This window comes from Roseivirga echinicomitans, assembly GCF_001592935.1.
GTDB classification, from domain to species: Bacteria; Bacteroidota; Bacteroidia; order Cytophagales; family Cyclobacteriaceae; genus Roseivirga; species Roseivirga echinicomitans.
In genome coordinates this window covers 113,932-135,997 of the sequence record NZ_LRDB01000004.1, presented here as the reverse complement: position 1 = coordinate 135,997, position 22,066 = coordinate 113,932, and the positions used below count along the sequence as shown (strand labels likewise).

Below are 22,066 nucleotides of genomic sequence, written 5' to 3'. Positions count from 1 at the left end.
TGAAGGTTTTAAAACAATAATTTACTCATTAAAACTATAGCCTGCCCACCAAATACACTAGCGGTAAACACACTTTGAATGACGGAAAGGGCTTGAATAGCAGCACAAATAAAAAGCCCTAGTTCTAAATAACTAAGTTCCCAGGCTTAAATGATTCAGTGTTTAAGGGCTCACTAACCCCTCTCTATATTGAAGAGAAAATCAATCTTCGGTCATTGATAAACCTGTAATCTATAGTTTTCATCCTCGCTTTTATTCTATCTTGTATCTCCATAAGGGGAATAGCAAAGTAATTTTTGGAGATTTCTTAACTAATCCTTTAGACAAAGTTGGATTAGACCTTGGTACAATAAAAGCCTCAACGATATCGATGCATATCATGATTGCTCTCATTATTATAGCGCATCGAAACCCAAAAAAGCAGGTTATAGAATAGTGTAAGTCCAAATTCAAAGAGTCATAATTTAAACTCAAATCAATGTTCATAAAGCAAAGTTATTTTCACTCCATTTTAATTTTAGTCTTTAGCGCAATGCTTCCTTCTTGCAATGATAAAGACGATAGTAAAGATACGTCCCTAAATTACAGACAGGAAATGCGAAATTTCGTGATAGAAATCAGTGAATATGCCAAAGCGGTTGATTCTGATTTTTTGATTATTCCACAAAATGGAATTGAATTGGTCAGTGAAGAAAACGGTGTTGTCAATCATACTTACTTGAATGCCATAGATGCAAATGGGCAAGAGAGCTTATTTTATGGCTATGAAGGAGTTAATACATCAACATCTAATAGCGAGAGCAATCGTTTGATTAACCTTCTTAAGATTTCACAGAAGTCAGGAAACAGAATATTGGTGACTGACTACTGCTATACTCATTCAAAAATGGATGATTCATATGTGAAAAATCACTCCAATGAATTTATTTCCTTCTCTGCAGATGAACGTTTGCTCAACAATATCCCAAGCCATCCCTCCCCTATTTATGCCGAAAACAACTCAAACATTGACCTTATCTCTAAAGCCAAAAACTTTATTTTCATCATCAATCCAGAGGACTTCAATTCCAAGGAATCATTCATAAGCGCCATGGAAGCCACAAATTATGATCTTATCATCATAGACTTTTTCTTTGATGCTGTGGCTTTCAGCGCTAATGAAGTTAGTCGACTTAAAATCAAAGCTAATGGCGGAAGTAGGTTAGTCATTTCATATTTATCCATTGGTGAAGCGGAAGATTACCGTTATTATTGGCAACAGGATTGGTATAACACTTCACCAAAATGGTTGACTCCTGAAAACCCAGAATGGAAAGGAAATTACAAAGTGAAATATTGGGACAGCGATTGGAAGTCCATTATTTACGGTAATGAAAGCTCCTACCTTAAAAAGATTTTAGCCGCTGGTTTTGATGGTGTTTATCTGGATATAATAGACGCTTTTGAATACTTTGAAGAGTAGAATTATTAAATTAAATAATAAACTAATACTACCATCAGTTCATCTCATCAATTAAAATCCCTTTTTAAAAGCTTTAGACATCAGGTGTTTTGGCCACCGTTTATTCTGCTTTTGGTAGCGCTCATTTATAGCTTGGTGGATGTAGAGCAATTTCTGGAAATCACCTCCAACATCAATAATTTCATTCTAGATAAGTTTGGTTGGCTTTTTAGCTTGGGCACCTTAATGATGCTCCTCACCTGCCTGATTATCTTTTTTCACCCCATTTCGAAAAGAAGAATTGGTGGAAAAGACGCCAAACCTTTACTAACCAAATGGCGATGGTTCTCAATCGTTATCTGCACTACCATTGCCACGGGCATTATATTCTGGGGAACAGCCGAACCTATCTTCCATGTGATGTCACCGCCCAGTTTTAGTGGCGTTGAAGCCAATACTCCAGCAGCTGGCAGTTATGCATTATCTGTCATGTATTTGCACTGGACGTTTACACCTTATGCCATTTACACCATTCCAGCCATCATGTTTGCCTTGGCTTTTTACAATGAGAAAAGAGCTTTTAGTCTAAAATCCACCCTCTACCCTTTTATCGGCCCAAACCGACATAAATGGTTGGGGATTGGCATTGATAGCATTTGTCTATATGCTTTAGTAGCCGGCATGGCGGCTTCATTAGGTGCAGGAATCCTCACCCTTTCTGGGGGAATCAAAAGCCTTTTTGGTTATCAATCCGACACGGTTTTATTGATCATCACCCTGACCATTGTGGCCGCCTTTGTCATTTCCGCCATTACAGGTTTAATGAAAGGCATCCGTGTTCTATCCGACCTCAATATTCGGATCTTTATCATTCTAGCCATTTTCATATTCGTGTTTGGCCCTACGGGAAGTATATTGGTTCAGAGCATTAAGTCATTGGGGCTGTACTTTCAGAACCTGCCAGAGTTCAACCTTATTTCGGTGCTTCACCCTGATGACCCGTGGCCTAAAAGCTGGACATCGTTTAACTGGGCCAACTGGTTAGCTTGGGCACCCATTACTGCCCTCTTTCTTGGGCGATTGAGTTATGGCTATACGATAAAGCAGTTTATGGTGGTCAACTGGATTTTACCCAGCCTGTTTGGCGTAATTTGGATGTCCATTTTTAGTGGAACAGCCATTGATATGCAAATCAACCAAGGGATTGGTTTGGGTGAACTATTAGAAGCAGCAGGGCCAGAATCTATCATTTATCGGGTATTTGAAGAATTGCCATGGAGTAATATTGTGGCCGTAGTGTTTCTATTTACTGCTTTTCTTTCTTACGTTACCGCAGCAGATTCGAATACTGAAGCCATGGGCGGCATCAGTTCAACAGGCATTTCTCCAGAAACTCCTTCTCCACCAATTTTCATTAAGGTGGTTTGGGGATTGACCATTGGAGCCGTGGCATTTACCATGGTAAGTATGGCTGGAATTGACGGCATAAAAATGCTCTCCAATTTAGGTGGCTTACCTGCTCTGCTCCTCATTATTGTTGTAAACTTAGGGTTGTTGAAAGTCCTTTTCTTTTCGAAGAAAAAAGAAGTAAAGGCTTAGCTTCGAATGCCTAAAGACGACTGTTTTCTTTCCCTGACGCAGGAAGGGTCTAAATTCTCAAAATCACTCCAAAAGAACACTTAATCGTTTTACCTTTGTCCCATGCGATTTACTGCCCTTTTACTATTCTCATTTCTGCTCACGGCAAAAGCGTATGCCTTCCAAAATGACAGCATTCCAAATAAACGGCTAAACACCGTATTGACCGTTAGTGGCGTTACTTACGGGGCAACATTAATCGGGCTCAGTCAGGTTTGGTATAAAGAACAAGGCTTCGAAAGGTTCAAGTTTTTCAATGACAATGCAGAATGGCATCAGGTAGATAAATTTGGGCATTTCTATTCCACCTATCAGTTTTCGCGCATTGGCGATGGATTTTTGCAATGGGCAGGCGTTGAAGAGAAAAAAGCTGCTTTTTGGGCAAGTGTGGCTGGAACTGGATTACTCATTCCTATCGAAATATTGGACGGGTTTTCGCCTGATTTCGGTTTTTCCTATGGCGACATGATCGCCAATACAGCCGGCTCAGCATTCTTCCTTGGACAAGATTTACTATGGAACGAGCAACGTATAAAACCCAAGTTCTCCTTTCACCGAACCGCTTTAGCGCAGCAAAGCCGACACCTTTTAGGCAATGGGCTGGCCGAAGAACTCTTTAAGGATTACAATGGCCAAACCTATTGGTTCAGTATAGATATTCATGCTTTTGCAAAGCAGTCTAATTTCCCGAAATGGCTGAACTTGGGTCTTGGTTTTGGGGCGGAAGACATGATCCGCGCCAGAGTTGTCCAAAACGACCAAGCTGGTTTTGACAGTTACCGTCAGCTTTACTTGGGCATAGATTTCGACCTTTCTTACATTAAAACCGATAAAAAGTGGCTCAAAACGCTGCTATTTATCTTAGATGGTATTCACCTTCCTGCACCAGCATTCGAGTTTAATTCGAAGAAGTCGAAGATGCATTGGTTTGCTTATTAAGTTCGATCAGGTATCTAGAATCCTTTTTACCATAAACCGTTTCAATTGATTTGTTTGGGTAATGAATTACAGCTTCGTCACTAATTTTATATTTAGTTAAAAGGATTTCCTTCTGACGAATTCTCAATGTGGCATTGTCTGAAAGTTCAACATCAGAATTAAGTGGCACCTCCTTTATCCCTTGAGGGAAATTAAGGAACATATATTCTAGACTCACCTGAGAGAAATCCTGCGACCGTACCGTTAGTTGATCAAAAACTAATCGATTAGCACTTGCAGATGATTGATCACTAGTGTTTATTGTAAAACGTCCCAAATTAAAATACTTCTCATCAGAGTAGTTCTTTTCAGTATACCTCTTTTTAGAATACATTGAAACCGAGCTTTTTCCTGAAACCTTCACACTGCTCAAACCAACCAAATTCAACCTGATCGTTCGAATAGATGACGTTATCCTTTTCACTTTCCTAAAGAACAAAGTGTCATTTTTAATCTCAATTCTACTTAGAAGCTCTTTGTCATCGTAAACAGGGTAATACTGTGTCATCAGCATTCCGTTTGAGGCCAATTTGGCCTCAACCTCCTTGATCTTAACTGAATCAGTTGTAAACCAGTGTAGATCATCAAACAACACAGGGTCATCACCAATAAAGGCAGATAGGCGCCAGCCATCTTCTACCACCAAGTGTTTGAAAGGAGTTTCAAAAGAATCATAACGAACTTCATCTTTCGTTCCTCTATTATGATTTGTGGAAAGCATGTAGAAACACAAGTAAGCAACCGTAATAAAAATAAACCCAAAGAAAATAGTGAGTACCAATTTAGACGCCTTCATAATTATGATTTTCGGTTGTTAAACAATTCAACTATTTCATCCATGGACATGTCCAATACATCCATTTTATCAAAAATTTGCGGTAAGTCTTGGGTCAAAAATTCAGCTTTCTTTAGCCCTTTGGCCTTCGCACAGCCATTCTTCTCTACAAAATACCCCACTCCTCTTTTGTTATAAATAATCTCAGATTCTTGAAGGTGGGTATAAGAGCGCATTACAGTATTCGGGTTTACCTCCAACTCCACAGCCAAGTCACGTACAGAAGGAATTCTTTCATTTTCTTTCCATTGCTTCCTGATAATCATAGAAAGCATGATATCAGCTATTTGAAGGAATATGGATTTGTTATCTTCGAATTCCATCTTAAGCCTCTTTTTCCTTTAATTTCAAAAATGCCAACAGCCAGAAAACTAGGCCAACTGGAATTGTTAAAAAGTGCCAGTTATAGACCAGTGAACTATAGAAGATTTTATTCATTGCCAGTTCATCAGTTCCTTTCGAATAATCAAAATTCAACCAAGCAGTATAGAATAACAAAGCAATAATGGCAGCAACCAATAAAGCCCATAATACTATTTTCATCAAAGGAATCTTTTGAAAACAGGCTGCCCCAAAAAGAAATATGGTTTGAATGAAAAAGTAAACCATAAAGTCTAAACCATAGGGTGCTATATTGAAACTAAAAGGCATAAAAAAGGCTTGAGAAATATTATTCAAAACACCATTCACGATAACTGAAAACAGCCAATAGCTTAGTAAAAAGAACAAGGGGTAAACCAAAGTGGCAAGTAAAAACTCGCTAATAAACTTTTCTGTATTACTGGCTGGGAGCATTAAATAGTCAATAGTTCCTTGCTTAGAGCGGAAACGAATAAAGCAACTACCAGTGAAAATAAAGCCTGAAATATAGAGTGACAGAACAAACAAGTATTCATGTCGACTGAAGACCATATCATTGTAGTAAACATCCATATTCCAGTATATCACTATAAATAATATGGCAAAGCCCAAACCAATACAGGCAGTATAGAGCATTCGTTTTAGGTTGAGATGAAGTGTGAGCTTTACTAAGCTGCTTAACCTTTGCAGACTAATCGTTGAATTATTCATGAGCTGTTGTTTTGAATTTTTCGGGATGAGCAACAATGCCAGAAAAGAGTAATTCTAAATCAATTTTTGATTCCAGGTTTCCTTGTGATTGAACAATGGCCTTTCCGTTGCCTAAGCCCCTTTCATGGTAGAGCCATTGGGTAGAATCTGGAACTGTATCGGTGGACACAAAGTCGTATTGATTAGAAATGTCTTCCGTGCTCTTGTTGAAAATAATGGCGCCATTATTAAGCACTAAAACCCTGTCAATTAGATTCCCCAAATCACGCACTTGATGGGTAGAAATAAGAATAAGCTTGTCATCCGTCATGCTTGAGGCCACCAATTTTCGGAATACGCTTTTCGAAGGTATATCCAATCCGTTGGTGGGTTCATCAAATACCAACAACGAACAGCCAGAAGCTAGACCGAATGAAATGTAGAACTGTTTTTTCTGGCCGTAGGATAAGTTTTTAAGGTTCTCGGATGGATCGATCCCGAAGCTGGTCATGTTTGAAGCAAATGCCTCATGATCGAACTTGGGATAGAATGGTGCATAAAGGGCCACATGCTTGTCCATTCGAAGGTTAGACTCTTCAATTTCTTCGGGCAGAAAATAAACATTGCCTAAAAACTGAGGACTACGCTTTGAAGGAGTCTCCCCTAGCATTTGACATTCACCAGCTTTGGGGTAAAGCAAACCCGTGAGTATTTTAATGAGACTTGTTTTGCCCGCCCCATTCTTCCCCAATAAGCCAACAATATTCCCTTGACCCAACTCAAGATTGAGTTCATGAAATAGCTCCTTTTTCTTGGCGTAATGAAATGATAAGTTCTTAACTGAGATCATATTTTAGTGTATTAGATAACTAGTACACTGCAACAATAATAGAAAAAAATCTTCTTCGCAACAGAAACTCAAAATATTTTCAAAACTATTAAAGTCATAAAGTCTACTATGAACTTCCAAAAAGTCAATTCTATACACTTACGCATTGATTTAAATAATTCAAGCGTAGCGTAATATATTCGTTAGAATATGAGTTATTTAACCATCAGCCTTAATAAACCATCATGAAAACTCTGAAATACGGCTTGCTTCTACTCTCTATGTCCTGCATATCATGTCGCCAAGATCCAGAAGAGCTCCCCTCTCCAAAATATGATTCAGAAGTAGTCACAGAAATTATTGCCGAGTTTATTGATGATGATATTGAGAAAATGGTACTCTCTCAGCTCTTCAATTTCACGCTCACTCGTGGTGTAGCTGCAGGAACCCAAACCCATGAATTAAACAACCCTTACGAATTCAGAACCCGTTGTGCAGTAAAAACTACCACCAATAACAACACCCAAGTGATTATCGATTTTGGCGCAGGCTGTAGGGATGAAATGGGCAGGTTTAAGGCTGGCAAAGTGACCGCTAACCTCTTTGAACGAAAAGAAAATGTTTTTGGAAGAGTAGAAATCACACTAGAAAACTATCAATACGAAAGTGTACTCGTATCAGGCAATAGAACAATAACAAACAACAGAGATACGCACAGGCAATATGCTGAAATTCAATCAACAGTTGATGATGGCATTTTAACCTTCGATGACCTCAGCTCTTATACTTACAGTTCTGAAAGAAACACTACATGGGACTTTACAGATATCACTGAAACCGAATTTTACTTTGTTACTGAATTTCAAAAATCAGGTTTGAATAGAAATAATGTGAGTTTTGAAAGCAATTCGTTTACCCAAGTCACTTACAATTCCAATTGTTTTAAATCAGGAGTTGGCCAAATGACGGGTGGTAAATTCAGAATAAGTAGCGAAGGGACGAACAAAACAATAGAACTCAAGCCCCAAAACTGTAGCACTCAAGCCTTTGTTGCGGTAGGCGATGCAGAAGCTTACACCATGGATTTAACCGAATTGTTTATCAACCATTAAAAGGTCTATTCGCAATACTTCCCTACCTTTGCCCCCGATACAAGCCACCTTATCGCTGCGACTAGAGTAATCAAAATCGGAGAGGAAAGTCCGGGCACCATAGGGAAGCATAGCGGCTAACGGCCGTCATCCGCCTTAGCTTTAGCGAAAGCGGAGAGGACAAGTGCAACAGAAAGTATGTACAGGTAATGCTGTAGTGAAACCAGGTAAACTCTATGCGGTGAAATGTCACATATACCTGCTTTTGAGGGTTCCCGCCCAATGCAGGAGGGTAGGCAGATGGATCCCGCCAGTAATGACGGGGCTAGATAAATGATAAGGGCCTTGACCTAGTTGAGGAACAGAACCCGGCTTATCGGCTTGTATCTTTTTTTTCTCTTTGGGTTTATATTAGCAATCCGCATATAATTCCATTTGAGTTCTAAGCAGAAACATTAATTTCGCTTATTGTTGGCACGAAGAATGTCAATCTAATTTTTCCAAAACACTAACCCATCAGAAAATGGCAAAAATTCTAATCATCGATGACGAACAAAGTATCCGCAGCACCTTGCGCGAAATTCTTGAATACGAAAACTACACTATCGATGAAGCCAAAGACGGCCAGGAAGGTTTAGAGAAACTTATTGCCGACAAATACGACATTGCCCTTTGCGATGTTAAAATGCCTAAAATGGACGGAATTGAGCTTTTGGAGCGCGTTCAGATGGCAGGCATCGACACCCAGTTCATCATGATCTCGGCACATGGCACCATAGAAACAGCTGTGGACGCTACGAAAATGGGTGCTTTTGACTTTGTACCGAAGCCGCCAGATTTAAACCGACTTTTGCTTACGGTGAAAAATGCGCTAGAGAAATCATCTTTAGTTACGGAAACCAAAACCCTCAAAAAGCGACTTTCCAAAAAGTATGAGATGGTGGGTGAATCTGCCGCTTTGAAAGACATTATTGAAATGATGGACAAGGTAGGCCCTACCGATGCCCGCGTTTTGATTACTGGCCCAAATGGAACGGGTAAGGAATTGGTCGCTCATGGAGTTCATGAAAGAAGCAATCGTGCAAAAGCGCCATTTGTAGAAGTCAACTGCGCTGCAATTCCTTCTGAACTCATTGAAAGTGAATTATTTGGACACGAAAAAGGATCGTTTACTTCTGCTATCAAACAGCGCATTGGTAAATTTGAACAAGCCAATGACGGAACACTTTTCTTGGATGAAATTGGAGACATGAGCCTTTCGGCACAGGCCAAAGTATTACGTGCCTTGCAAGAACACAAGATTAACCGAGTGGGTGGCGACAAAGACATCAACGTGAATGTTCGTGTATTGGCGGCCACCAATAAAGACTTAAAAAAGGAAATTGCTGAAGGTCGTTTTCGTGAAGATTTGTATCACAGATTGGGCGTAATTCTTATTGCTGTACCTGCCTTGAAAGATAGAAAAGAAGACATTCCGCTTTTGGTAGATAAATTTCTGCAAGACATTGCCAACGAATACGGCAACAAAAAGAAGGCGATTGACGACAGCGCGATTGAAGAACTTCAAAAATACGATTGGTCAGGGAACATTCGTGAATTACGCAACGTAACCGAACGATTGATCATTATGGCTGGTGATGTGATTGGTGCCGAAGATGTAAAGAAGTACCTTGTATAATTAGAAACGGGCTTTCTTCACGTCCTTTTGATACTCCATATCTGCCTTAGTATAGGCAGGGCACGCAGCTTGGGTACAAGACGAAACGCCAAGAATCACAACTGCTAACAAAAGGGCTACTAACTTAAATCTCTTCATCACTCAATTTTGAATAGCAAATTTAAAAATTTATTATGGTTTCAATAGTAAAATCTCAATTTTCAATCAGAACGGGTTGAAGTAGATAATATTTCAACCCACCATTAGATTACAACCTCGAACATCCGAATTGTCGAGCCTTCCAAGCACCTCGAATGTACCATCTGAATATACCTTGCCCAAATCCTTGGTTTCGATAAAGGAACAACTGTGTAGATTAGCCAAATCGATAATATTAATACCACCACTGCGCACTTGATTCGTTACCGTAAGCGGGTCATTAATGTCCCTCGTTAGAATTCTCATGGTGTAACCGCAACGAAAAATCCCTTTTCCTTGTGAATAGCCTTGCGATAGCAACTCAGTCATTCCATATTCTGAATGGATATTCTCCACGCCAAACCCTGCTTTCAAAAATTCATGCACCTCGTCTCTAACCAGCTCTTCCCTCCTGCCCTTCATTCCACCTGTTTCCATCACTATCAGTTCAGGGAAATCCATTTGAAACTGCTCAACGAAATCAAGCAAGCCGAAAGTGACACCCAACAAAATCGTCTTTCTACCTTCGGCTTTACATTTTAGAAGTGTGTCATAAAGTTCTTGTGAATTATTAAGGAAGAAGCCAGAAGATGGGTCTTTTGAAATTTGAATAAACCTGTTGGCCATCGCTACAAGGCTAGAATTACTCCTTTCTAAATAAGAAGGAAGCAAGGCCAAAACCGTATAATTCTTTACGTCACCATAGGTTTTAGCGAAAATCTGTTCAGCTATTTTCAAATAAAATTCTTCATCGGCCACCCAATGTTTACTGGTGATTTGGCCCGTAGTCCCACTACTTTCATAGCAAACATCAGATTGCCAATCGCCTGATTTAATCGTATGCGTTTTGAAAAACTCAATGGGGAGAAAAGGGACTTGCTCAAGCTTAGTGACCAACTCAGGAGATACGCCCAAGTGATTCACAAAATCCCGATAAATAGAATTCATTTCGTGCTGAGCCCTGAAAATATCCAAGGCCAATGCTTCAAATGAGTTTTCATCGACAGAAAAAACTTGCTCATATAAACTTTTCACAGCATCCATTCGTTAATCAATCGGCCCTTAATAGAGCATTAGGGCAAATATGCTTATAATTGTATTGAGTTATAAAAGCTGATGGAGTTAAGTTTTCAAAAACATTATAAAATCATTCTTTCAATTACGCTATTTGGGCTTGTACTGGCCTGTAATCGCCCCCCAGATTTACCCTTAGAGCCTTCAATTGGCTTTAATAAGGTAGAGTTCAAAGAAATAGTTGAAGTGATTGGTTCTGCTGGCGTTGAAATTAGAACTGGCCAACTGAGTTTGTCATTCAATATTTCAGATGGTGATGGCGACATCGGCATTGATGGAGGAGATACTGGGCCCGATTATGACTTTGTCACTTACCCCAATGGAGAGATCGTAAAGTTTGGTGAAAGGCCAGAAGACCCTCCCTTTACCTGCGTAGATTACATTAGAGAAGCTGGAGAAGGAGACAATGGCCTTGATTTGAATGGTAATGGTACCGTTACAGATACCCTAAGAATAGAATTGAATGAAGACCGTTTCAATTTCTTTATTGATTTTTTTGTAAAAAAGAACGGTACATATGAAGAGTTGAATTTTCGAAGAATACCAGAATCGGCCAATGGAATTACCTTGTGTGGAGAAATTCCTTTCGATAGTCGAATCCCATGCCTTTCAAATGAAGATGATCCATGCTCAGCAGTATCTAAAAACGCTGGCCCCATTGAAGGAGTAATTAAGTACGATATGAAATCAGGGCTTTTTCTTCCTGTTTTTAGAACTGACACAATTAAGATAGTTTTCCAAATTCAAGACAGGGCATTGCACCGCAGCAACGTTGTAGAAACCCCCGAGTTTACTTTACAAAGTGCGAGAATAGAATAATTTAACCTTCATCCCTTAAATAATATAACTCTTCCTAAACTCTTGAGGGGTCTGACCCGTGTTCTTTTTGAACAGTCTCGAGAAGTAGGAATAGTCGTTATAACCCAACCTATTTGCGATTTCAGCAATACTCAAATCCTTGATCATCAATAAGCGCTTGGACTCCAGCAGTACGCGCCCCGTAATCACTTGACTGACGGAGATTCCCAAAACTTGATTACAAATTCGGTTTAAGTGTTTTAGTGAAACATTGAGTAATTCAGCATATTCCGTTGGCGATTTACGATGTAAAAACTGCGCTTCAACCAGTTGTTCGAAAGTCTTGATTGTGCTGCCATATCGAGAAACTCCTTCCACCTTATTGCTGGAAGAGCTATAAGCGCGGGTTAAAGCCACATAAATCAAAGTAATCAACGCATGGATTCGAAGAGATTTATGCTCCCTATCCTCATGAAACTCCTCCAGCATGGTTTGACAAATCTCTGCCAAAGAAGCCCGCTTTTCAGCATCTAAAATAATTTCAGGTGTATTTTGATTCGAATAGAAAAAGGGAAATCTGTCCAATTCAAACTGATTGTCCCTGAGCAGGTAAAACTCTTTGGAATGAGAAAACACATAGCCTTTCACATCATCTGACAGTTTCCATTGGTGCATTTGGCCCGGGGTTAAAACAAAGAAACTCCCCGGCCCCACATTATAGCTTTGAAAGTCTATTTCGTGAACTCCTGTCCCTTCAGTAAACAATACATTTAAGTAGAAATCATGCTTATGCGGAAGAAAAATCATGCTATGGTGATCGATAAGATGATTTTTCAAATCATTCACATACACCCCATTTCCTTGACTGAGCAAAAATTGATCGAGATGTAATACAGGAATATTCGGCATGGTGCAATTTCATAAAAATGTCTTGATTGTCCTATTAATAGCGTTCTTTGTAACAGCTTATTTAAACAGTACATTTTACCTTTGTGGCATAATTGATAACCTATGAGCAGATTCACCGCACTAAGGAAAGGCAAATGCCCAAAATGTGAAACGGGGAAAGTTTTTATCACCAATGGAAACATTCTCAAACTAAAAGGGCCAATAATGCACGAAAACTGCCCCCATTGCAACTATAAGTTTGAGCGTGAGCCGGGTTATTTCTATGGTGCCATGTTCATGAGTTACGGAATTACCATGGCAGAAGCTTTGGTAACTTTTATAATTATACAAATATTCAACCTAAACCTCTCAGTTGATGGCACAATGGGTGTCATTGTCGCTGTAATCTTGATTTTAATTTTCCCCAACTACAAATTTTCCCGAATACTTTGGATGTACATCTTCACCAGAAAAGAGGGAAACGAACCTACGACAAAATAGAAAGCCTTAAAGCTTGAAATTAAATGGGCTTTAAGATACCTTTCCATCATTCAGTTTGAAACCAACTTACATTCAGGTTCAGGCTTTTTTATATGGAAGAAGTTACTCAAGTCCCCCAAGATTCAACACCGCTAGAAATTCTTTATCAAGATGAAGTGATGGTGGCCATTAATAAACCCAATGGCTTACTGGTACATCGATCCCCTATTGCTACCAATACCAATGTTTTTGCGGTGCAAGAACTCAGAAACCAAATTGGGCAGAAGGTTTCCCCTGCTCATAGACTGGATAGAAAGACTTCTGGCGTCCTCTTGTTTGCGCTGAACCCCGAAAGCCTCACCCACTTACAGTCTCAGTTTGAAAATAGAACGGTTGACAAAACATATCACGCCATTGTTCGGGGTTATACGGAGGATGAAGGACTTATTGATTACCCACTGACCAACGACAAAGGTAAAACGCAAGAGGCCATTACCCGCTACAAAACCTTAGAACGCACGGAAGTGCCCGTAGCTTTTGGTAAGCATGCCACCTCACGCTATTCTTTGGTGGAAGTATATCCAGAAACAGGTCGAATGCACCAGATCCGAAAGCATTTCGCCCACATCCTTCATCCCATTATTGGCGACCGCCCTCATGGCTGCAACAAACAGAACAAGCTCTTTCTAGAAAAGTGGAATTTAACCGAAATGCTGCTCCATGCCATTGAAATAGAATTTGAACATCCGGTTTCTGGTGAAAAAATTAAGATTAAAGCCGATTACCAAAGTGAGTTTAAAAGGATGTTGGAGAGTTTAGAGTTTAGTGTTTAAGGCTGTCTTACCATATAGACCCTGTCACATGTTCTCCGATTTATCTGTCCTTTGGCAGAACTTGCGACAAACTATTAATCAAAGACTCTGTTCGCCAAAATGGTTAAAGCCATTGTGTTACTGAAAAACCCCGAACTTCTCGGGGCCTACAGGGATGACTGAGAAGCAAGCTATTTGCACTCTCCTTTTCATACTGAGGGGTACCGTTCGCAGGATCTTTTGCCGATGAGAAGCGAAGGAACTAAACTATTCCGCCCTTTCAGGACTTAATAATTATATACTGATAAGGAATGGGCTATACCCATTCCTTTGATATTTCGCCCCGTTGGGGCTACAAAGGTCTCGCCCCAACGGGGCTTGGAGTTTGTGCAAGCATTAAGCTGATCTCAGCCCTGAAAGGGCGTTACTCCGCGTTCTTTTCGTTAAACTTTATAAAACTAGCAAACCTTGTTCTCTGAGCGTATTGATAGGTTTAGATACCCAAAAGAGTTCGAAATCTTCGAAATGGGTTTCATAATCGGCTTTGATTTGTGCGTAGGCGAGCAAAGGTTCAGCACCAATTTTTAGTTGCTCAAGGATGTGAATAAGCCATTCTGCTTTTTCACCCTCTGTGGTGATATCGAAACTTTCTCGCTTGGTGAAAAAGGTGAGCTGTGCCCTTTCTCGGGTAATTCCCTTTTTCGTTTTGGCTTGAAAAGAAACCAACGGGGTTCCTCCTAACCATACAATTTTAGCGGTGGATCGGGTCACTAATATGGGCTCATTTTCTAAGCTGTTGATAATGAAGTCTCGCACTATTTTCGTTTTTGGAATTTTAAATTCGAATCACTCTTGTAGCGGCATATCGAAACCAATGCCATGCATAAAGTTGAAAAGCGACTTCTTCAACCCAAAGCTAAATTGCTCATGGTCCAACCCCGTTTTGCCCTTGAACATCACATCATTATTCGCAAATAAAATCGATTTGTAATTGGGTGTAATTCCATATTCCGAAGGATTAAGCCCAACAGGACTATGGGCAGTCAGCGCAAATTGATACCAAAACCCAGACTGAATAATCCCTAATTCGAACATCTGACGCACCATTTCTAGGCTATCAATCGTTTCTTGCACGGTTTGGCTTGGGTAACCATACATCTGGTAGGAATACACCATAGATTCCTAGGCTTCGTTATTTCACACTTCACAAGTCAAGGCTACCGTGTCGCTTAGCATAAACTTACGCTATCAATAAGCCAAAAAGTATTCTTAACTTCACTGGCCTTCCAAAGCGCTGGAGCTTAATGACAAACAACCAAAACCTTTGTACTAAATGAAACAAGTTGAACGATTCCTATCCTTCATTTCATGGATAATCATCATAGGTTTATCCATCTATTTTTTTATCGAAAATGTAGGTGTTTATTTCACAGGATATAGAAGTGACAGTTATACCAGTAATCCACTTTGGGTAAGTACACACCTAATAGGTGGCACCTTAGCCCTATTGTTAGGGCCATTTCAATTTTCAAAATGGCTTAGAACCAAATATGTGACCTTTCACAGGCTTTCAGGTAAAATATATATTATTGGAGCTTTCATTGCAGGGTTATCTGCCCTTCGATTATCATTAATAAGCACATGTGTAACCTGTCGGGTTTCGCTTCTCATTTTAGCTGTTTTGGTTCTCTTCACTACATTTTCAGCATGGTGGTGTATAAAAAACAAAAACATTAAAGCCCATCAACAATTCATGGTTAGAAGCTACATCTGTGTGCTATCATTCATAGCGGTAAGAATAGGAGGAATTGTTCCATTAGACTTTTTATTCGGGCAAATAGACGACCCAACATTTGGTAGAACTGTAAATGAATACTTCTTTTCATTTGTACCAATCATTTGTGGAGAAATCTTCTTGACGTGGTTACCAGCTTTGAAGAAAACGAAAGGTAGATAAACTACAACACCAATAAACCCTGTTCTCTGAGCGTATTAATGGGTTTAGATACCCAAAAGAGTTCGAAGTCCTCGAAATGGGTTTCGTAGTCGGCTTTGATTTGTGCGTAAGTCAGCAGAGGTTCAGCACCAATTTTTAACTGCTCTAGGATGTGAATAAGCCACTCTGCTTTTTCGCGCTCGGTGGTGATGTCGAAACTTTCTCGCTTGGTGAAAAAGGTGAGCTGTGCCCTTTCTCGAGTTACTCCTTTTTTGGTTTTGGCCTGAAAAGAAACCAAAGGGGTTCCGCCCAGCCATACTATTTTGGCTGTTGGGCGGGTCACTAGCATCGGTTCGTTTTCCAAACTGTTGATGATGAAGTCGTGCGCTATTTTTGTTTTTGGAATTTTAAATTCGAACCACTCTTGAAGCGGCATATCGAAACCAATGCCATGCATAAAGTTGAAAAGTGACTTCTTTAAACCAAAGCTAAATTGCTCATGATCAATTCCTGTTTTGTCCTTGAACATCACATCGTTATTCGCAAATGAAATGGATTTGTAATTGGGTGTAATTCCGTATTCCGAAGGATTGAGCCCAACAGGACTATGGGCAGTCAGCGCAAATTGATGCCAAAAACCAGACTGAATAATCCCTAACTCAAACATCTGGCGTACCATTTCAAGGCTGTCGATGGTTTCTTGCACGGTTTGGCTTGGGTAACCATACATTAAATAGGAATGCACCATAATACCCGTTTCTGTGAAGTTTCTGGTGACTGCGGCTACTTGTTCCACCGTTACGCCTTTATCAATCAGTGCCAAAAGTCGGTCGGAAGCAACTTCTAAACCACCAGAAACCGCAATGCAACCCGATGCCTTGAGCAAAGTGCAAAGATCGGCTGTAAAGCTCTTTTCGAAGCGGATGTTTGTCCACCAAGTGATGGTAAGCTTGCGTCTGATGATCTCAATCGCCATTTCTCGCATCAAGGCTGGTGGTGCAGCTTCATCCACAAAATGAAATCCCCTCTCCCCTGTTTGCGCAATCAATTCTTCCACCCTGTCTACCAAAAGCTTGGCGGTGAGCGGCTCATAACGCTTGATATAATCAAGGGAAATATCGCAGAAAGTACATTTCCCCCAATAGCAACCATGCGCCATGGTGAGCTTATTCCATCGGCCATCGCTCCAAAGACTGTGCATTGGATTGGCAATTTCAATCACTGAAATGTACTGATCGAGCAATAGGTCTATATAATCAGGTGTACCCAATTGGCTCTGCGGAAAATCGTTTTGAATGGAACTGTCGTTGTAAACCACTTCTCCATTTTCCTTCAGAAAAGTTCTTTTAAAGATATTGAAGTCTGGATTTTCAGGCTTTGGATTCAGTATGTTCGAAGTTAAAAGCGCAATCGGTAGTTCTCCATCGTCCAAGGTAATGTAATCGAAGAAGTCAAAAACGCGTACATCCTTCACCGTTCTTAATTCGGTATTGGGAAAACCACCGCCCATCGACACTTTGATCGCGGGGTAATTGGTCTTGATAAACTGCGCACAGCGGAAAGCGCTGTACAGGTTACCGGGGAAAGGGACCGAAATACAAACCAGTTTAGGTTTGTGTATTTTCAGCCTCTGCTCCAAGATTTTAATAGTGATTTTATCGATATAAGTGAGCGGAGCCTGGAGTTGCGTATAAAGCTCATCGAAGGCATTGGCACTTTGACCAAGCCTTTCCGCGTAGCGACTGAAACCGAAGTTCTCGTCAATACATTCAATAATGAAATCAGATATATCTTCAAGGTACAAAGTCGCCAAATGCTTGCCGCGGTCTTGCATCCCCATAGCACCAAAGGCCCAATCCAGATCGTCTACTTGTTCGAACCTTGCTGCTTCAGGCAAAAAGGATTCAGAGCAAATCTGACGAGCAAAAGTTTGATTTTTGCCTTGTAGAAAGGATATTACGCCTTCTATCGTATTCAGGTACTCCTCTCGTAAAGCATAAATTCGTTCCGAATTTTCAGTATTGATTCGATCGTTCTCTTCAGCGTAAATGAATAAATATTGAAGACTTTCCTTCGAGAATAATTCCAAAATCACTTCAATACCCAAATCCATTTGAAAGGAAGAAATCGACTTGGTATTTAAAAAACCCTTGAGGTAAGCCGTTGCTGGATAAGGCGTATTCAGCTGGGTGAATGGAGGTGTAATGAGTAGAAGATCTTTCAAACAATTGACTTAAGGTATGCCATCAATCTGAAAGCACAGTGTAAAACTCGATAAAAATATTGAGACTCGCAGACCATAATGAGGTAGAAAACGCATTCCGGAATTTATAATCTCTACTTTTGGCGAAAATTCAATAAGCACCTGATCCCTTTGACATCAATATCGTTCGAAACAATTCAGTGTATTTTAGCATTATAGGGCTATGGTTTACCAAAAAGACGCATTGCATATTCACCTTTCAGAAAGCCACGCATGAACAAAGAAATATTGCTCGTTACTGGAGCAAACGGCCATTTGGGCTATAATTTGACTCGTCTTCTACTTTCTAAAGGACATACGGTTCGAGCTACGCTGAGAAACCTAAAAAACGCAGATGCTTTAAACCAATTAGACTGCGAAGTGCAACATGCCGACTTAATGGACAAAGCTTCCTTAGTTAAGGCATTTGAAGGTGTTACTCACCTGTATGCGGTAGGGGCCACTTTCAAAATGTGGTCAAAAAATCCACAAAAGGACGTGTATGAGAATAATGTCACTGGCACCAGAAACCTATTTGAAGCAGCCGCTGAAGCAGGCGTTAAGAGTATTCTGTACATCAGTTCAATTGCAGCGTTGAACCATTCCATTCTTCCGGCACAAGAGAAAAACGGCTATAATGACGACCGTAATAGCTGGTATTACAAATCAAAAAACGACTCTGACCAACTGGCACTTTCGCTGGGGAAAGAATATGGAATCAGAACGGTGTTGGTGCTTCCTTCTGCCATGATTGGTAGTGTGGCGCATCGCTTGAATTACAGCAACCGATTGGTATGGCAGATTCTTCAAGGTGATGTGCCTGTAGAAACTAATATTTCGCTCAACTGGATTGACGTGAAAGATGTAGCAATGGGTAGCTACAATGCCATGCAAAAAGGCAGAGATGGTGAACGTTATACGCTGGCCAATGAGAAACATACTACAGTGAAAGAATCGGTTCAAATTGCAGCAAATCTCTATCCCGAACTCAAACTTAGAATCCCCAAGAAAGTGCCAAAATTCTTGCTTTACATGGTGGCAGGCGGAATGGAGTTGGTAAGTAAAATCACTGGAAAAGAGCCATTATTACAACGTCACTACCTAGATATGTTCTATGGTTTAAAGGTTGACTATGACATCAGTAAAGCCAGAAAAGAATTAGGCTTTAACCCTACCCCAGCGAAAGAAGCCCTTGAGAATGCATTTAGGTATTTGAAAGAGGGATGGGCGGAGAGGTAGTTATTGGTAAATTGGTTAAGAGTTATGGGTGAATAAGATTTTCGACCATAAGAACAATTATTATAAAAGTTAGCCAATCCCACTAACCTCTTTTTTCTAAGCTTATTTCTAGCAGATGCTGCATAATAGTGCGAACACTCCTCCTTGGAGAAGGAGGTTGGGAGGATTGATTTTAGTGTCAAAAAACATCCATCTAATCCCCCTAGCCCCCTTTTTCTAAGGGGGAATCAGTGCAATCAGCGAGCTGTGTTTAAAAAATAAGCAATAGTGTATTGTGAAACCAAAACTCTATCGTAATATTGCAATGAATAAATAATTAAGCATGGGCGTTACTAAGTCTGAAATATTTACTGAAGAGCAAAACAAGATTTCCATGATTGCGAAAGCCTTTGGTCATCCGGCCAGGGTCGCTATTCTTCAACACCTTTTTAAAATGAACACTTGTGTTTGTGGTGATTTAGTGGAAGAAATTGGTCTGGCGCAACCTACCATTTCCCAACATTTGAAAGAGCTCAAAAACTTGGGATTGATCAAAGGAAATGTAGAAGGAACAAGCGTTTGCTATTGTATTGACCAAGAAGCTTGGGCAAACATGCAAGAGTTATTCAGTCAGTTTTTAAACCCAAACTTCGATACCCCTGACGGGTGTTGCTAAAAAATAGTTTTTATCAATCGTAACATTGCAATAAATAATATTATGAAAATCTCAGAAATCAAAAATCACCTCAGCGCCTTAGATCAAATCGCTTTTGAATTGCCTGATGGCAGCTTAGTTCCGAGTCACTTTCACGTAACAGAGGTCGGACAAGTCAGCAAACATTTCATTGATTGTGGTGGCACAGTAAGAACTGAAGAAGTAGCCAATTTTCAACTTTGGGAAGCCAATGACTATGATCACAGACTTCACCCAGAAAAACTAGTTCATATTATTGAGCTTTCAGAGAGAATTCTTGGCTTGAAGGATTTAGAAATTGAGGTGGAATATCAAGGTGCTACTATTGGCAAGTATGGCTTAGACTTCAATGGCACTAACTTCCTTTTGACTACAAAACAAACTGCTTGCTTGGCAATGGACAAATGTGGTATTCCTGCTGAAAAGCCAAAAGTCAAACTAAGCGAAGTTCAAACTGCTGGAGCATGCACACCGGGTGGTGGATGCTGCTAATCCATAAATCAACCTAATCATGACAAAGAATCCCATCACACAACTTCTACCGATTCTTGAAGACTTCACTTCTTCAATTTCGGTAGATCTTATTTCACCAGAACGCAAAGCTGTTCTTCAACCCTTGATTAACTACATTCAGGGTAAACATGACAATAATGAAGTGGCAAAACTCAATTTTATTTGCACCCACAACTCGCGCAGGAGTCAACTAACGCAAGCTTGGGCAAAAGCCATGTCGGTTTATTTTGAAATTGATATTGACAGTTTTTCTGGTGGTGTAGAAGTTACCGCCTTTAATGAAAGCGCGATCAATGCGTTGATCAACAATGGTTTTAAAGCCGAATTGGAAGGAGAAAGCAATCCTAAGGTGAGTCTTACTTTTTCTGAAAACCATGCGCCATTGGAGATGTTCTCCAAAAAATTTGACGAGGCCATTAATCCAACTGAAGGCTTCGCAGCGATTATGACTTGCTCAGATGCCGATGCCAACTGTCCGTTTATTGCTGGAGCAGAAAAGCGTATTCCAGTGAAGTATGACGACCCCAAACTGTACGATGGCACTTCGGAAGAAGCCGCTAAATACGCAGAGCGCAGTCGACAAATAGCCACCGAGATGTTTTACATTTTCTCACAAATCGAAAAATCATGAGTCAACCAAAAAAACTAGGCTTTCTAGACAGCTACCTCACCCTCTGGATTTTTATTGCCATGGGGATAGGCGTAGCAATGGGTTATTTTGTTCCCTCAATTCCGGAAGTCATTAATTCCTACAGCAGCGGATCGACCAATATCCCAATTGCGATCGGACTGATTTTGATGATGTACCCGCCATTGGCGAAAGTGAATTATGGATTACTACCCAAGGTTTTTAAGAATGTAAAAATCCTTTCAATATCCTTGATTTTGAACTGGATTGTAGGTCCTGTTTTAATGTTCATTTTGGCCATTACCTTCCTTCAGGATTACCCTGAATACATGGTTGGTTTGATTTTGATTGGCTTAGCACGATGTATTGCCATGGTGTTAGTTTGGAACGATTTGGCCGAAGGCAGTAGCGAATACGGAGCTGGTTTGGTGGCATTGAACAGTATCTTCCAAGTGTTTGCTTATAGCTTTTACGCATGGCTCTTCATTACCGTGCTTCCACCCTACTTTGGTTTCGAAGGTGCGATTGTCGACATCTCGATTGTGACCATTGCAGAAAGTGTTGCCATCTATTTGGGCATCCCCTTTTTAGCTGGAATGTTAAGTCGGTTGATTTTGGTAAAGCTCAAAGGTGAGCATTGGTATACTACCAAGTTTATCCCAACCATTTCGCCATTGACCTTAATTGCCTTGCTCTTTACCATCGTGGTAATGTTCTCGCTCAAAGGTGAATTGATCGTTGAGATTCCTATGGACGTTTTGGTGATTGCTGTTCCATTACTGATCTATTTTACTCTCATGTTTATTATCGGTTTCTTCTTCAGTAAAGCCATGGGAGCCGAATACGATAAGAATGCAGCCATTTCGTTTACGGCAGCTGGTAATAATTTCGAGCTGGCCATAGCAGTAGCCATTGCTGTCTTCGGACTGAACTCAGGACAAGCATTTGCTGGAGTTGTTGGCCCTTTGGTGGAAGTGCCTGCACTGATTCTATTGGTTCGGGTTTCCTTTTGGCTGAAGAAGAAATATTACTAAATCAACTTCATTAAGAATGGAAGAGATTGATA

Annotated in this window: 24 protein-coding genes and 1 other RNA gene; 15 read left to right on the top strand and 10 right to left on the bottom strand. The window is 40.3% G+C overall.

What is annotated here, in order from left to right; translation table 11 throughout:
* The first annotated feature begins 478 nt into the window (after positions 1 to 478).
* The 3 genes from AWN68_RS06690 (at position 479) to AWN68_RS06680 (ending at position 4,018) form a co-directional block, all read left to right on the top strand.
* The gene (locus AWN68_RS06690; RefSeq protein WP_068413104.1) at positions 479 to 1,462 is read left to right on the top strand and encodes an endo alpha-1,4 polygalactosaminidase; all 984 of its coding nucleotides are present in this window, start codon (positions 479 to 481) and stop codon (positions 1,460 to 1,462) included.
* An 84-nt stretch (positions 1,463 to 1,546) separates the two neighbouring features.
* Entirely contained in the window at positions 1,547 to 3,040 is a 1,494-nt protein-coding gene (locus AWN68_RS06685; protein WP_221405708.1) for a BCCT family transporter, read from the top strand.
* A gap of 102 nt (positions 3,041 to 3,142) precedes the next feature.
* Positions 3,143 to 4,018 carry a DUF2279 domain-containing protein gene (locus AWN68_RS06680; RefSeq protein WP_068413098.1) on the top strand — a complete coding sequence of 292 codons (876 nt, stop codon included), beginning with the start codon at positions 3,143 to 3,145 and terminating at the stop codon, positions 4,016 to 4,018.
* Here the strand turns inward: AWN68_RS06680 and AWN68_RS06675 are convergent.
* The 4 genes from AWN68_RS06675 to AWN68_RS06660 are packed head-to-tail and all read right to left on the bottom strand — an operon-like array spanning position 3,978 to position 6,792.
* Positions 3,978 to 4,853, bottom strand: coding sequence for a hypothetical protein (locus tag AWN68_RS06675; RefSeq protein ID WP_068413097.1), 876 nt, complete (start codon positions 4,851 to 4,853; stop codon positions 3,978 to 3,980). The two genes, AWN68_RS06680 and AWN68_RS06675, sit on opposite strands and share 41 nt — an antisense overlap.
* A gap of 2 nt (positions 4,854 to 4,855) precedes the next feature.
* A complete protein-coding gene (locus tag AWN68_RS06670; protein ID WP_068413096.1) occupies positions 4,856 to 5,215 on the bottom strand; it encodes a GntR family transcriptional regulator in 360 nt (119 codons plus the stop codon).
* 1 nt (position 5,216) lies between these two features.
* Complete coding sequence (locus AWN68_RS06665; RefSeq protein ID WP_157716112.1) at positions 5,217 to 5,963, bottom strand: hypothetical protein; 747 nt, start codon at positions 5,961 to 5,963, stop codon at positions 5,217 to 5,219.
* Complete coding sequence (locus AWN68_RS06660) at positions 5,956 to 6,792, bottom strand: ABC transporter ATP-binding protein (RefSeq protein WP_068413093.1); 837 nt, start codon at positions 6,790 to 6,792, stop codon at positions 5,956 to 5,958. Before AWN68_RS06660 ends, AWN68_RS06665 begins: the two co-directional genes overlap by 8 nt.
* Positions 6,793 to 7,016: 224 nt before the next feature.
* Between AWN68_RS06660 and AWN68_RS06655 the strand changes: the two genes are divergently transcribed.
* From AWN68_RS06655 to AWN68_RS06645, 3 genes are all read left to right on the top strand, one after another.
* Positions 7,017 to 7,883 (top strand): hypothetical protein, encoded by an 867-nt coding sequence (locus tag AWN68_RS06655; RefSeq protein WP_068413092.1) that lies wholly within the window; start codon positions 7,017 to 7,019, stop codon positions 7,881 to 7,883.
* Positions 7,884 to 7,919: 36 nt separating this feature from the next.
* Positions 7,920 to 8,254: RNase P RNA component class A (gene rnpB / locus AWN68_RS06650), an RNA gene on the top strand.
* Between the two features lie 131 nt (positions 8,255 to 8,385).
* The gene (locus AWN68_RS06645) at positions 8,386 to 9,540 is read left to right on the top strand and encodes a sigma-54-dependent transcriptional regulator (protein ID WP_068413089.1); all 1,155 of its coding nucleotides are present in this window, start codon (positions 8,386 to 8,388) and stop codon (positions 9,538 to 9,540) included.
* Here AWN68_RS06645 and AWN68_RS19065 read toward each other — a convergent pair whose 3' ends face one another.
* Both AWN68_RS19065 and AWN68_RS06640 read right to left on the bottom strand, forming a co-directional pair.
* Positions 9,541 to 9,678 (bottom strand): hypothetical protein, encoded by a 138-nt coding sequence (locus AWN68_RS19065; RefSeq protein WP_172796044.1) that lies wholly within the window; start codon positions 9,676 to 9,678, stop codon positions 9,541 to 9,543.
* 93 nt (positions 9,679 to 9,771) lie between these two features.
* Positions 9,772 to 10,761: an acyl transferase gene (locus tag AWN68_RS06640; RefSeq protein WP_068413086.1), complete on the bottom strand. Its 990-nt coding sequence runs from the start codon at positions 10,759 to 10,761 to the stop codon at positions 9,772 to 9,774.
* A 72-nt stretch (positions 10,762 to 10,833) separates the two neighbouring features.
* Here AWN68_RS06640 and AWN68_RS06635 point away from each other — a divergent pair, with 72 nt between their 5' ends.
* On the top strand, positions 10,834 to 11,610 hold the full coding sequence (locus AWN68_RS06635; protein WP_068413083.1) for a hypothetical protein: 777 nt from the start codon (positions 10,834 to 10,836) through the stop codon (positions 11,608 to 11,610).
* 15 nt (positions 11,611 to 11,625) lie between these two features.
* Here AWN68_RS06635 and AWN68_RS06630 read toward each other — a convergent pair whose 3' ends face one another.
* Entirely contained in the window at positions 11,626 to 12,498 is an 873-nt protein-coding gene (locus tag AWN68_RS06630) for an AraC family transcriptional regulator (RefSeq protein WP_068413080.1), read from the bottom strand.
* Between the two features lie 102 nt (positions 12,499 to 12,600).
* On the opposite strand from AWN68_RS06630, the gene AWN68_RS06625 reads away from it, so the two are divergent.
* Together AWN68_RS06625 and AWN68_RS06620 are read left to right on the top strand one after the other, a co-directional pair.
* Complete coding sequence (locus AWN68_RS06625) at positions 12,601 to 12,978, top strand: DUF983 domain-containing protein (protein WP_068413077.1); 378 nt, start codon at positions 12,601 to 12,603, stop codon at positions 12,976 to 12,978.
* A 92-nt stretch (positions 12,979 to 13,070) separates the two neighbouring features.
* Complete coding sequence (locus tag AWN68_RS06620; protein ID WP_068413071.1) at positions 13,071 to 13,790, top strand: pseudouridine synthase; 720 nt, start codon at positions 13,071 to 13,073, stop codon at positions 13,788 to 13,790.
* Between the two features lie 429 nt (positions 13,791 to 14,219).
* On the opposite strand, the gene AWN68_RS06615 is transcribed toward AWN68_RS06620, so the two are convergent.
* A complete protein-coding gene (locus AWN68_RS06615) occupies positions 14,220 to 14,585 on the bottom strand; it encodes a hypothetical protein (protein ID WP_068413066.1) in 366 nt (121 codons plus the stop codon).
* Between the two features lie 30 nt (positions 14,586 to 14,615).
* The gene (locus AWN68_RS06610; protein WP_068413061.1) at positions 14,616 to 14,945 is read right to left on the bottom strand and encodes a hypothetical protein; all 330 of its coding nucleotides are present in this window, start codon (positions 14,943 to 14,945) and stop codon (positions 14,616 to 14,618) included.
* A gap of 157 nt (positions 14,946 to 15,102) precedes the next feature.
* Here AWN68_RS06610 and AWN68_RS06605 point away from each other — a divergent pair, with 157 nt between their 5' ends.
* On the top strand, positions 15,103 to 15,726 hold the full coding sequence (locus AWN68_RS06605) for a DUF2306 domain-containing protein (protein ID WP_068413058.1): 624 nt from the start codon (positions 15,103 to 15,105) through the stop codon (positions 15,724 to 15,726).
* Position 15,727: 1 nt separating this feature from the next.
* On the opposite strand, the gene AWN68_RS06600 is transcribed toward AWN68_RS06605, so the two are convergent.
* The gene (locus AWN68_RS06600; protein ID WP_068413056.1) at positions 15,728 to 17,929 is read right to left on the bottom strand and encodes a B12-binding domain-containing radical SAM protein; all 2,202 of its coding nucleotides are present in this window, start codon (positions 17,927 to 17,929) and stop codon (positions 15,728 to 15,730) included.
* Between the two features lie 252 nt (positions 17,930 to 18,181).
* Here AWN68_RS06600 and AWN68_RS06595 point away from each other — a divergent pair, with 252 nt between their 5' ends.
* The 5 genes from AWN68_RS06595 to arsB all read left to right on the top strand — a co-directional run bounded on the left by AWN68_RS06595 (position 18,182) and on the right by arsB (position 22,034).
* Entirely contained in the window at positions 18,182 to 19,186 is a 1,005-nt protein-coding gene (locus AWN68_RS06595) for an NAD-dependent epimerase/dehydratase family protein (protein WP_068413054.1), read from the top strand.
* A 322-nt stretch (positions 19,187 to 19,508) separates the two neighbouring features.
* On the top strand, positions 19,509 to 19,841 hold the full coding sequence (locus AWN68_RS06590) for an ArsR/SmtB family transcription factor (protein ID WP_068413052.1): 333 nt from the start codon (positions 19,509 to 19,511) through the stop codon (positions 19,839 to 19,841).
* 42 nt (positions 19,842 to 19,883) lie between these two features.
* The gene (locus AWN68_RS06585; protein ID WP_068413051.1) at positions 19,884 to 20,351 is read left to right on the top strand and encodes a DUF6428 family protein; all 468 of its coding nucleotides are present in this window, start codon (positions 19,884 to 19,886) and stop codon (positions 20,349 to 20,351) included.
* 19 nt (positions 20,352 to 20,370) lie between these two features.
* A complete protein-coding gene (locus AWN68_RS06580; RefSeq protein WP_068413049.1) occupies positions 20,371 to 21,003 on the top strand; it encodes a low molecular weight phosphatase family protein in 633 nt (210 codons plus the stop codon).
* A complete protein-coding gene (gene arsB / locus AWN68_RS06575; RefSeq protein WP_068413046.1) occupies positions 21,000 to 22,034 on the top strand; it encodes an ACR3 family arsenite efflux transporter in 1,035 nt (344 codons plus the stop codon). Before AWN68_RS06580 ends, arsB begins: the two co-directional genes overlap by 4 nt.
* Positions 22,035 to 22,066: the final 32 nt, after the last annotated feature.

Excerpts from the sequence above, each read along its gene's own strand:
- AWN68_RS06690 (WP_068413104.1), top strand. The coding sequence starts at position 479 with ATGTTCATAAAGCAAAGTTATTTTCACTCCATTTTAATTTTAGTCTTT.
- AWN68_RS06680 (WP_068413098.1), top strand. The coding sequence starts at position 3,143 with ATGCGATTTACTGCCCTTTTACTATTCTCATTTCTGCTCACGGCAAAA.
- AWN68_RS06675 (WP_068413097.1), bottom strand. The coding sequence starts at position 4,853 with ATGAAGGCGTCTAAATTGGTACTCACTATTTTCTTTGGGTTTATTTTT.
- AWN68_RS06670 (WP_068413096.1), bottom strand. The coding sequence starts at position 5,215 with ATGGAATTCGAAGATAACAAATCCATATTCCTTCAAATAGCTGATATC.
- AWN68_RS06665 (WP_157716112.1), bottom strand. The coding sequence starts at position 5,963 with ATGAATAATTCAACGATTAGTCTGCAAAGGTTAAGCAGCTTAGTAAAG.
- AWN68_RS06660 (WP_068413093.1), bottom strand. The coding sequence starts at position 6,792 with ATGATCTCAGTTAAGAACTTATCATTTCATTACGCCAAGAAAAAGGAG.
- AWN68_RS06655 (WP_068413092.1), top strand. The coding sequence starts at position 7,017 with ATGAAAACTCTGAAATACGGCTTGCTTCTACTCTCTATGTCCTGCATA.
- AWN68_RS06645 (WP_068413089.1), top strand. The coding sequence starts at position 8,386 with ATGGCAAAAATTCTAATCATCGATGACGAACAAAGTATCCGCAGCACC.
- AWN68_RS19065 (WP_172796044.1), bottom strand. The coding sequence starts at position 9,678 with ATGAAGAGATTTAAGTTAGTAGCCCTTTTGTTAGCAGTTGTGATTCTT.
- AWN68_RS06640 (WP_068413086.1), bottom strand. The coding sequence starts at position 10,761 with ATGGATGCTGTGAAAAGTTTATATGAGCAAGTTTTTTCTGTCGATGAA.
- AWN68_RS06635 (WP_068413083.1), top strand. The coding sequence starts at position 10,834 with ATGGAGTTAAGTTTTCAAAAACATTATAAAATCATTCTTTCAATTACG.
- AWN68_RS06630 (WP_068413080.1), bottom strand. The coding sequence starts at position 12,498 with ATGCCGAATATTCCTGTATTACATCTCGATCAATTTTTGCTCAGTCAA.
- AWN68_RS06625 (WP_068413077.1), top strand. The coding sequence starts at position 12,601 with ATGAGCAGATTCACCGCACTAAGGAAAGGCAAATGCCCAAAATGTGAA.
- AWN68_RS06620 (WP_068413071.1), top strand. The coding sequence starts at position 13,071 with ATGGAAGAAGTTACTCAAGTCCCCCAAGATTCAACACCGCTAGAAATT.
- AWN68_RS06610 (WP_068413061.1), bottom strand. The coding sequence starts at position 14,945 with ATGGTGTATTCCTACCAGATGTATGGTTACCCAAGCCAAACCGTGCAA.
- AWN68_RS06605 (WP_068413058.1), top strand. The coding sequence starts at position 15,103 with ATGAAACAAGTTGAACGATTCCTATCCTTCATTTCATGGATAATCATC.
- AWN68_RS06595 (WP_068413054.1), top strand. The coding sequence starts at position 18,182 with ATGAACAAAGAAATATTGCTCGTTACTGGAGCAAACGGCCATTTGGGC.
- AWN68_RS06590 (WP_068413052.1), top strand. The coding sequence starts at position 19,509 with ATGGGCGTTACTAAGTCTGAAATATTTACTGAAGAGCAAAACAAGATT.
- AWN68_RS06585 (WP_068413051.1), top strand. The coding sequence starts at position 19,884 with ATGAAAATCTCAGAAATCAAAAATCACCTCAGCGCCTTAGATCAAATC.
- AWN68_RS06580 (WP_068413049.1), top strand. The coding sequence starts at position 20,371 with ATGACAAAGAATCCCATCACACAACTTCTACCGATTCTTGAAGACTTC.
- arsB (WP_068413046.1), top strand. The coding sequence starts at position 21,000 with ATGAGTCAACCAAAAAAACTAGGCTTTCTAGACAGCTACCTCACCCTC.